The following is a 9,066-nucleotide window of genomic DNA, read 5'->3' as shown; positions in this document are numbered from 1 at the left end:
GGCGGTGTGGTAGCGGCGCCACTTCGATGGGTGTAGGGTGATCGGCATACTGCATGTTCATGCAGGGGCACGATGGTGAGTAGTTCCCCGCTCGACCGGAAGATGCTGGCGATCCTGGCGGCCGATATGGTCGGCTATTCGAAGGCGATGGAGGCCGATGAGGCCGGCACCATTGAGCGATTGAAATCCGTTCGTGCCGAGCTGTTCGACCCCACCATCTCCCTGCACCATGGCCGCCTCATCAAGCTCATGGGCGATGGCGCGCTTGTCGCCTTCGACAGCGTGGTCGACGCAGTCGCCTGCGCAGCGGAAATCCAAAGCGCGGCGGCCGCGCACAATGAAGTTCTGCCCGAGCCTGAGCGTATCGTGTTCCGCATCGGGGTCAATCTGGGCGACGTTGCGCTGGTTGACGGCGATGTCTATGGCGATGGCGTCAATGTCGCCGCGCGATTGCAGCAACTCGCTGATGCTGGCGGCGTGACCGTGTCGGGCACAGCCTTTGACCATCTGCAAGGCAAGCTTGATTGGTCCCTCGATTTCGCTGGCGAGCAACAAGTCAAGAATATCAGCCGTCCGGTGCGGATGTACCGGCTAAGGCTCGATGGCAAGCGGCCGCGCTGGACCTTGCGCAAGGCGATGCCGCGCTGGGTTGGGACGGCGGCGGCCATCGTGCTATTTGCTCTGCTCGGCGGCGGGACATGGTGGTTCTTTCATTCAGCTGCTCTGGGTGCCAAGCCGTCGGTCGCAGTGCTGCCCTTCAACAACTTTGGCGGCGACGACGCCACCGGGCGTCTGGCCGATGGCCTCACCGAGGACATCATCACCGATCTCGCCCAGTTTCCCGAACTCGACGTCGTGGCGCGGAATTCGACGGAAGTTTACAAAGGCAAGCCGGTGGATGCCCGCCAGGTCGCGAGTGCGCTCGACGTCGGCTATGTGCTGGAAGGCTCGATCCAGCGGCAAAATGGGCGGGTGCGGATCACCGCGCAGTTGATCGATGCAAAAACCGGCAACCATCTGTGGTCGGAGCGATGGGACCGGCCTGCTGAAGACGTATTCGCCGTTCAAACCGAGATCGCCGAGCAGGTCACCAACCGTCTCGGCAACGGCGTGGGGCTGATTCAGGGAGCGGGGCGGGCTGCAGCGAAGCGCAAACGGCCGGACAACTTGACTGTCTATGATTACTATCTGCTCGGAACCGAAAGGATTGAAAAGATTACCGTAGCGGATGAGAAGGAGGCCATCAGGCTGCTCAACCTCGCTGTCGAACTGGACCCCGGGTTCGCCCGCGCCTGGGTGGAACTTTATCATGCTCATAACATATTGGCTGGCTTCGGTATCAATCCCGAGAGCGAGATCAAGGCGGCTGCTGATGTAGCCGAACGCGCGGTGCGGCTCGATCCGAGCGACGCCGAGGCGCACGCCGTTTTTGGCATGAGCCTCAAAGACAAGGGCGACAACGCCCGCGCCAAGGTCGAGCTGGACACGGCCCTCCGCCTCGCTCCGGGTTCGGCCGAAATCCTGACATTCTATTCCGGCTTCGCGGCAGGCTTCGACGAACCCGAACGCGGCGCTCAGTTGGTCGACCAAGTTATACGGCTCGACCCGAATTACCCGATGTGGGCAACTAGTTTCTACTCCACGGCCTATTTTATGGCTGGCCGCTATGAGGACGCCGTGAAGATGCTGGAGCGCAAGACGCCCGATAACTACGGCAAAGGGGATTGGGTGGTGCGTAGCAGCTCCCTCGCGGCACTGGGTCGAACCGATAAGGCGAATGCTTCGGTCAGGGAAACCCTCAAACGGTATCCGGACCTGACCGTCGAGGGCATGGTCAATGAATTCAGCTCGAGCACGACGGAACGCGGTCGTTTCATCGAGATAATGCCGCTCGCCGGCTTCCCGCTTTGCGCCAAGCCCGAGGCGCTGGCAAAGCTCGCCAAACCAGTGCGACTACCGGAATGCGAGACGGGGTAGGCGAATTCGCCTGGGGAGCCATAGAACAGCCTTGTGCAAGGTGCGCGGGCCGCTGATCGTCTCAGTACCGGCGGGCGCTGACGCAAATGGTTGTGCCGCTGTCGGGCGTTTGTCGGAGACCACGACGGCCATTGCTGGCTTGGTCGTATGCCCCGGCCGCCCCGCGCGGGTTCTTCCGAGAAACGAGCAAGCAACATCCCCCTAGCCGGCATTTACGGCCTTGGCCCGGTTTCATGCAGCGGGGAAACGGCGGCGCCGGGGGTAGATCATGGGTGTGAGGGTCGATTTCAGCTATCCGAATTTCGTGGCGATCTACCCGCAATTCGAGACGCTGAGCCAACCACAGGTCTTGCAGGGCGCGCTGCCCGTGGCCGAGCTTTATTGCCGAAACGACGGCGGCGGCCCGGTCAGCACCGCCGAGACGCAGACGACGCTGCTCAACCTCATGGTCGCCCATATCTGCCAGCTCATGTACGGCGTCAACGGCCAGCCACCGGCTGGGATCGTCGGGCGCATTTCGGATGCGACCGAGGGCAGCGTCTCGGTGTCGGCCGACTTCCCGACCACGCCCAACAACGCATGGTTCATGCAAACCCCATTCGGCGCGGCGTTCTGGGCTGCGACGAGCGCCTACAGAACTATGAGATATGTGCCTGGTCCTCGAAGGGTTTTTAACCCTTGGCCGAACCAGTGATCGTTGCAGAAGTCACGCCTTCGATGTAGAATTATCTAAGCAAAAGCAAAGGCTTAGAAAATGGCAACGAGGCTGATCGATCTTACCAAAAAGCGGTTTGGACGATGGACTGTAGTCGGTCGCCTGGGCGCTAAATCGCCTCCCAGATGGGATTGCCTCTGCGACTGCGGAACAAGACGCTCCGTAAAGGGATCGGACCTCCGGGAAGGTGTGAGCAGTTCATGTGGATGCATTGGTGCGGACCGCTTTCGGGAGTTGGCCACTAACCAGACCGGCGACCGAAATCCTTGGCGGCAGCGCTCGCGAGAGCGGGCCGGTGGCAAGCTCTTGCCGATGGGGGATCCTTGGATCGGGCGCGCCGAGGGTATTAAAAACCGGTGCCAAAAGGGCGGCATCGAATTTGGGTTCGGAACGGCTGCCGAGTGCGCGGTCTTTTTGGACAGCATTACTCCCGAGCGGTGCCCGGTGTTCGGCTTCGTCCTAGAGAAGGGCGATGGAGGCTTTAGTCCCACCGCCCCAAGCGCCGATAGGATCAATCCGCAACGGGGCTACGTCCGAGGCAACATCCAGACCATCAGCATGAAGGCGAACGCGATGAAGGCGAACGCGAATGCGGAGGATTTGGTGATGTTCGCCAAATGGGTGCTGAAAATCACCGGCTAAAACCAGTAGAAAAGGACATCGTCATGGAACAGCTTCTTCGCCAGTTGACGCGCGAATTTCGCGCTTTCCGCGAGCAGGCCGAGGACCGTATCGCTTCACTCGAGCGGAATGCTCGCATCGAGACGCCGGCACCCGTCGTGGTTCCGGCCGAGCCCGAGACGCCTGTCGCCGAACCTGCTGCCAACGCTGGCGCGGGTGCCACCGGCGATGCAACCGGCTCGACCGGCGCGACCAGCGCCACGGGTGATACCGGAGCGACCGGTGCGACCGGTGATACCGTTGCGACGGGCGATACTGGTGCCACAGGTGCGACAAGCTCGACCGATCCGGCCGCCGACGCCAAGGCGAAGGCGGCAAAGGGACCTGGCGCGTAAGGCGATGGTGCAGCTCACCGGCGGCGACAAGGTCGCCGCGAAGCTCGCCGAGATATCGAAGAACCTCCAGAAGGCCGCCTCTGTGGACATCGGCTTCCTGGAGGGCGCGACCTATCCTGACGGCACGTCCGTCGCGCTGGTCGCCGCGCTGAACGAGTTCGGCTCGGGCGACACGCCGCCACGCCCCTTCTTCCGGGGCATGATCGCCGACAAGAGCCCGGAATGGCCTGACGCCGTGGCGAGCCTTCTCGTTACGAATGGCTTCGATGCGGACAAGACGCTCGGGCAGGCCGGAGCGGCGATCAAGGGCCAGTTGCAGGGCGCTATCACCGCCTATGACGGCCCGCCGCTGAAACCTTCCACCATCGCCCGCAAAGGCAACGACAAGCAGCTCGTGGACACCGGCCACATGCTCGCATCGGTCGACTATGCCGTGAAGAAATAGCCCGGCACATCATTTCAAGGAGATCCTAACAATGCGTCTTGCAATCTGGGACAGCCAGCGCGGCACGGTGAATGCCAACGTCGCCCTGGTGAACAACTCTGCGCCGGTGGCGGTCACCGTCTCGGGCACGCTGACATCCGCCGATCTGCTCGCCGGCACCATCACCATCGACCAGGGTGCTGGCGCTGCCTCGGCGCAACAGCTGCCGACCGCCGCCGCGCTCCAGGCAGCGCTGCCCGCCGGCTTCGCCGTCACCGACTCCTTCGACGTTTCCCTGATCAACACGTCAATCGTCGATCTCGAGGACGCGACCATCACTACGAACACCGGCATGACGCTGGTCGGTTCGATGGATTTCCCGGCGCATAGCGGCCCGACCATCCCGTCGAGCGGCATCCTGCGCTTCATCAAGACCGCCGATCAGGCGTTCTCGGTCTATCGCGTCGGCTGACCGAAAATGAACCTGCATGGGATCGTCGCGCCGGCGATCGCCGCGGTGAACCCGTTCGTGCTCGCCACGCTGAAACGGTCGACCGGCTACACGACGGCCGGCGACGGCACCAGGACGCCGCAATACGCCGATGTGCCCGGTGTGTCGTTGCAGGTGCAGGCGCTCAGCTATAGCGACCTGCAGCACCTCGACGGCCTCAATATCCAGGGTGTGCGACGCGCCATCTACCTCAACGGCCCGGCCTTGGCCGTGGTGCGCCCGCTGCAGACGGGCGGCGATCTCTTTGTCTTCCCGGCCGGCACCCTGCCGGAGGGCAACACCTGGCTCGTGGCCTACGTCCTCGAGGAATGGCCCGACTGGTACAAGGTCGCGATAACCCTACAGAATGGAGCCTGACGATGGCGAACGGAACCTTCACGGTGCCATGCCCTGCCGGCGCATGGACGCAGGTGGCCGCCGGCGCCGCCTATTCCACGGTCCAGCTTCAAGCGACCAGCCAGGGCGCCGTGCAGGTGGCAATCGCTGCCGCCGAACCGGCCCCGGGCTCGACGGCCTTCGTCCTGCTCAGCGAGTTCTTCACCCCATTCCCGCTCGCCGTTGGCGACGCGCTCTGGTGCATACCGTCCGGAGCCGCTGACGCGACGGTGCGCGGTATCGGCGTCGGCGTCTGACGTGAGCGGCCCGGTCCCCAGCCAGTCGACAATCCAGACGGTGTTGCGCGGCTTTCTCTTGAAATACCTGCCGGCTGGCGTGGAGGTGGTGGCGTCCCAGGACAACCGCGTCCCCGAGCCGGCTGGCGATTTCGTCACCATGACCGTCATCCGGCGTGGCCGCCTCTCGACCAATGTCGACAGCTACCAGGACTGCGCCTTCGAGGCGTCAATCACCGACACGGTGATGACGGTCACCCATGTCGAGTTCGGCGCGATTGTGGTCGGTGCGACCGTGTTCGGAACTTCTGTGGCGGATGGAACGCTGGTCGGCGAGCAGACCGGCGGCATACCCTCTGGCAACGGTATCTATACCGTATCGCCATCGCAGACCGTCGGCGCTGGAACGCTCTCCTGCGGCGCCGAGACCATCATGCAGCCGACCGAGGTGGTGATCCAGCTCGACGTGCACAGCGCATCGGACGCGACGGCATCCGATATGGCGCAGGTGATAGCGACTTTGATCCGCGATGAGCGGGCGACGTCATACTTCGCCTCTGCCGGCATCGATGGCGCGCCCTTCTACGCGGACGATCCGAAGCAGGTTCCCTTCTTCAACGGGGAGCAGCAATACGAAACCCGCTACGTCGTCGACGTGCATATCCAGGCCAACCAGGCGCTGGAACTGCCGCAGCAATTCGCCGACCAGACCGTGATCGACGTCGTCAACGTCGACGCGGCCTTTCAATCGAAACAGAAAGGACCTGGTCCATGACGACCATCCCGGCCTCTCAGCTTGTGAACGTCATTCCGAACGTTCTCAATGCCGGCGGCAACGCGCTCGTGATGAACGGCCTCGTGCTGACCCACAACACCCGCGTCCCGACCGGCCAGGTGCTGTCCTTCCCCAATGATGGCCTGTCGGTGTCGAATTTCTTCGGCGCTTCCTCCGAGGAGGCCGAGATCGCCGCGGTCTACTTCAACGGGTTCAACAACTCGACCCAGAAGCCCGCCACCATCCTTTTTGCGCAGTATCCCTCGGCATCCGTCGCGGCCTACATGCGCGGCGGGCGCGTGGCGCAGCTCTCGCTGCCCCAGCTCAAGGCGCTCACCGGTTCGCTCATCATCGATGTCGATGGCTATGTGCGCACCGCCAATGGGCTCGACCTCTCCACCGCGACCAGCTTCTCGGCGGCGGCGGCGCTGATCGCAACCGGCCTCAACGCAACCCCGCCGCAAGTCGCGGCGGTGACGGGCGCCATCGCGCCGGCAACGGCAGCGGTGAACGCGTCGATCGCCGGCAACGTCCTTTACGTGACTGGCGTCACCTCGGGCCAGCTCGTGGCTGGCGCGGTCCTGGCGGGAACCGGCGTTGCTGCCGGGACGCAGATCACCGACCAGCTGTCGGGCACGCCCGGTGGCATTGGCGAATACGCCGTCTCGATCGCACAGGTGGTCCCCAGCGAGGCGATCTCGGCGACCTATGGCATGCTGACGGTCACCGCGATCACTTCCGGCACCCTGTCGGTCGGCCAGACGCTTGGCGGCGCCGGCGTGAGCGCCGGTACGGCCATTGCGCAGCTCGGCAGCGGGTTGGGCCTCGCCGGCACCTACTTCGTCAACCTGACGCAGACGGTGGCCAGCGGTGCCGTCACCGCCTCCGCTACGCCGCTTTCGGTTTCCTTCGACAGCGTCGCCGGTGCCTTCGTCATCACCTCGGGCGTTGACGGCGCGGCCTCGAGCATCGCCTTCGCGACGGGCACGCTTTCCGACGATCTCTTCCTGACGCAGGAGACCGGCGCGGTGCTCTCGCAGGGCGCCGATGGGGCGACCCCTGCCGCGTTCATGACCGACATCACCCAGGTCACCCAGAATTGGGCGACCTTCATGTCGATCTTCGATCCGGACGGTGGTTCGGGCTCGGTGCAGAAGCAGGCTTTTGCCCAATGGGTCAATGGCACCAACAAGCGCTATGCCTATATCGCCTGGGACACGGACATCGTGCCCACCGAAAGCAACGATGCCACGTCGAGCTTCGGCAGCATCGTCAAGGATGCCAATCTCGATGGCACCTGCGCGATCTACCAGCCCGACGGTGGAGCGACCACGCCAGCCGAGATCGCCGCCTTCATCTGCGGCACGGCGGCCTCGATCGGCTTCCAGCAGACCAATGGCCGCATCACCTTCGCCTTCCGGGGGCAGGATGGCCTGGTGGCCGGCGTGACCTCGGCAACGGTGGCGAACAATCTCTTCGCCAACGGCTATAACTTCTACGGCGCCTATGCGACGGCGGCGCAGCAGTTCCTGGAGTTCCAGAACGGCACGGTGTCGGGCGAGTTCGAGTGGCTGGACAGCTACATCAACCAGATTTGGCTGAACAACCAGATCCAGCTCGCGCTCATGGAGCTGCTGCAGAACATCAACTCGGTGCCCTACAATGCGGCGGGCTATGAGCTGATCAAGGCGGCTTGCCTCGACCCGATCAACCAGGCGCTGAACTTCGGCGCCATCCGCGTCGGCGTGACACTGTCGGCGCTCCAGATCGCACAGATCAACTCGGCGGCCAGCGTCAAGGCCAGCGACACGCTCCAGCTGCAAGGCTGGTACCTGCAGGTCAAGGATGCCACGCCGCAGGTGCGCCAGGCCCGCCAGAGCCCGCCGATCAACTTCTGGTACATGGATGGCGAGTCCGTCCAGAAGATCGAGCTTACCTCGACCCTCGTCCAGTAAGCGGCAACCAATCCCCCCGTCAGGAGCCAGATCATGTCGACCCTAACCGCCGCGAACGCGGTCATCACTCTTACGGTGCCGAACCTCTTTCCGACACCGGTCCAGCTGCAGGGCTTCTCTGCGGACAACATCTACGACATGGACAACGTCGATCAGATCGAGACTGCCATGGGCGTCGACGGCATCCTGTCGGGCGGCTTCGTCTACAACCCGGTCAACCAGACCTTCGTGTTGCAGGCCGATTCCCCGTCCATCGCCTTCTTCGAAACCTGGGCTCAAACGCAAATCCAGGCCAAGGACGTCTTCAACGCCAACGGCAGCACGACGCTGCCGTCGGTCGGGCGCTCCTACATTTCGACCAAGGGCTTTCTGGTCAGCCTGCCGCCGATGCCGGCGGCGGCCAAGATCCTGCAGCCGCGCCGTTTCGCGATCCGCTGGCAGGGCGTTCAAAGCGTCCCGAACTGAGGGTAATCCATGCGTAAAGAGATCGACATCACGATCACCGATCCTGGTCGTGACGAGGGCAAGACCTTCCATATCCGCGAGATGCCGGCGACACGCGCCGAGAAGTGGGCCATGCGCGCGCTTCTCGCCGTGGCGCGCTCCGGCGTCGACCTTCCCGACGACTTCGCCGGTAGGGGCATGCAGGGCATCGCCGTCGTCGGCATCCGGGCGATCACCAAGATCACCTTCGAGGATGCCGAGCCGCTGCTTGACGAGATGATGGAGTGCGTCACCATCAAGCCCGATCCTCGCAATCCGGCCATCATGCGCATGCTGATCGAAGGGGACATCGAGGAGATCGCCACGCTGGTAAAGTTGCGGCAGGAGGTGATCAACCTTCACGTCGCTTTTTTTACGAACGCCGGCCCATTGACTTCGACGTCTCCCTCGACGCAATCGCCGGCGTCCAGCTCCTCGAATACGAAAACGTCTCCAGAGCCATCGGTCAGGTTCTCTCAAAAGGCACAGCCTCGCTCAGGGAGCTAGACGAATGGCTGTCGATCGAGGACGTCCATGACCTTCTCGAGGTGGCGATGGTCGACGCGCACAACCTGATGCTGCTTAGGAAGAAGAACGAC

Annotated in this window: 12 protein-coding genes; all 12 read left to right on the top strand. The window is 63.3% G+C overall.

The window, feature by feature from the left end:
* Window positions 1–102 precede the first annotated feature (102 nt).
* The 12 genes from AC1RZR_RS00175 to AC1RZR_RS00120 all read left to right on the top strand — a co-directional run bounded on the left by AC1RZR_RS00175 (window position 103) and on the right by AC1RZR_RS00120 (window position 8,974).
* Window positions 103–1,977, top strand: coding sequence for an adenylate/guanylate cyclase domain-containing protein (locus AC1RZR_RS00175; protein WP_481827270.1), 1,875 nt, complete (start codon window positions 103–105; stop codon window positions 1,975–1,977).
* Window positions 1,978–2,245: 268 nt separating this feature from the next.
* Window positions 2,246–2,671 carry a DUF4054 domain-containing protein gene (locus AC1RZR_RS00170; RefSeq protein ID WP_481827269.1) on the top strand — a complete coding sequence of 142 codons (426 nt, stop codon included), beginning with the start codon at window positions 2,246–2,248 and terminating at the stop codon, window positions 2,669–2,671.
* A 327-nt stretch (window positions 2,672–2,998) separates the two neighbouring features.
* The gene (locus tag AC1RZR_RS00165; RefSeq protein WP_481827268.1) at window positions 2,999–3,334 is read left to right on the top strand and encodes a hypothetical protein; all 336 of its coding nucleotides are present in this window, start codon (window positions 2,999–3,001) and stop codon (window positions 3,332–3,334) included.
* A gap of 23 nt (window positions 3,335–3,357) precedes the next feature.
* Window positions 3,358–3,708, top strand: a complete 351-nt coding sequence (locus AC1RZR_RS00160; protein WP_481827267.1) for a hypothetical protein — start codon at window positions 3,358–3,360, stop codon at window positions 3,706–3,708.
* 4 nt (window positions 3,709–3,712) lie between these two features.
* Window positions 3,713–4,153, top strand: coding sequence for a hypothetical protein (locus AC1RZR_RS00155; protein ID WP_481827266.1), 441 nt, complete (start codon window positions 3,713–3,715; stop codon window positions 4,151–4,153).
* A 31-nt stretch (window positions 4,154–4,184) separates the two neighbouring features.
* Window positions 4,185–4,604 (top strand): hypothetical protein, encoded by a 420-nt coding sequence (locus tag AC1RZR_RS00150; RefSeq protein ID WP_481827265.1) that lies wholly within the window; start codon window positions 4,185–4,187, stop codon window positions 4,602–4,604.
* A 6-nt stretch (window positions 4,605–4,610) separates the two neighbouring features.
* Window positions 4,611–5,000 (top strand): hypothetical protein, encoded by a 390-nt coding sequence (locus AC1RZR_RS00145; protein WP_481827264.1) that lies wholly within the window; start codon window positions 4,611–4,613, stop codon window positions 4,998–5,000.
* Window positions 5,001–5,002: 2 nt separating this feature from the next.
* The gene (locus AC1RZR_RS00140; protein ID WP_481827263.1) at window positions 5,003–5,275 is read left to right on the top strand and encodes a hypothetical protein; all 273 of its coding nucleotides are present in this window, start codon (window positions 5,003–5,005) and stop codon (window positions 5,273–5,275) included.
* Between the two features lies 1 nt (window position 5,276).
* Window positions 5,277–6,029, top strand: a complete 753-nt coding sequence (locus AC1RZR_RS00135; RefSeq protein WP_481827262.1) for a phage neck terminator protein — start codon at window positions 5,277–5,279, stop codon at window positions 6,027–6,029.
* Window positions 6,026–7,984 carry a DUF3383 family protein gene (locus AC1RZR_RS00130; protein WP_481827261.1) on the top strand — a complete coding sequence of 653 codons (1,959 nt, stop codon included), beginning with the start codon at window positions 6,026–6,028 and terminating at the stop codon, window positions 7,982–7,984. Before AC1RZR_RS00135 ends, AC1RZR_RS00130 begins: the two co-directional genes overlap by 4 nt.
* Window positions 7,985–8,017: 33 nt before the next feature.
* A complete protein-coding gene (locus tag AC1RZR_RS00125) occupies window positions 8,018–8,449 on the top strand; it encodes a phage tail fiber protein (RefSeq protein WP_477279612.1) in 432 nt (143 codons plus the stop codon).
* A gap of 9 nt (window positions 8,450–8,458) precedes the next feature.
* Window positions 8,459–8,974 (top strand): hypothetical protein, encoded by a 516-nt coding sequence (locus AC1RZR_RS00120; RefSeq protein WP_481827260.1) that lies wholly within the window; start codon window positions 8,459–8,461, stop codon window positions 8,972–8,974.
* The last annotated feature ends 92 nt before the right edge of the window (window positions 8,975–9,066 follow it).

The organism is Mesorhizobium bavaricum (assembly GCF_056781655.1).
Note: the sequence above shows the minus strand (reverse complement) of the source record. Positions and strands in the feature narration are given on the sequence as shown.

Bases quoted from the DNA above. Each gene is read 5' to 3' on its own strand.
- AC1RZR_RS00175 (WP_481827270.1), top strand. From the start codon at position 103: ATGCTGGCGATCCTGGCGGCCGATATGGTCGGCTATTCGAAGGCGATG.
- AC1RZR_RS00170 (WP_481827269.1), top strand. From the start codon at position 2,246: ATGGGTGTGAGGGTCGATTTCAGCTATCCGAATTTCGTGGCGATCTAC.
- AC1RZR_RS00160 (WP_481827267.1), top strand. From the start codon at position 3,358: ATGGAACAGCTTCTTCGCCAGTTGACGCGCGAATTTCGCGCTTTCCGC.
- AC1RZR_RS00155 (WP_481827266.1), top strand. From the start codon at position 3,713: ATGGTGCAGCTCACCGGCGGCGACAAGGTCGCCGCGAAGCTCGCCGAG.
- AC1RZR_RS00150 (WP_481827265.1), top strand. From the start codon at position 4,185: ATGCGTCTTGCAATCTGGGACAGCCAGCGCGGCACGGTGAATGCCAAC.
- AC1RZR_RS00145 (WP_481827264.1), top strand. From the start codon at position 4,611: ATGAACCTGCATGGGATCGTCGCGCCGGCGATCGCCGCGGTGAACCCG.
- AC1RZR_RS00140 (WP_481827263.1), top strand. From the start codon at position 5,003: ATGGCGAACGGAACCTTCACGGTGCCATGCCCTGCCGGCGCATGGACG.
- AC1RZR_RS00130 (WP_481827261.1), top strand. From the start codon at position 6,026: ATGACGACCATCCCGGCCTCTCAGCTTGTGAACGTCATTCCGAACGTT.
- AC1RZR_RS00125 (WP_477279612.1), top strand. From the start codon at position 8,018: ATGTCGACCCTAACCGCCGCGAACGCGGTCATCACTCTTACGGTGCCG.
- AC1RZR_RS00120 (WP_481827260.1), top strand. From the start codon at position 8,459: ATGCGTAAAGAGATCGACATCACGATCACCGATCCTGGTCGTGACGAG.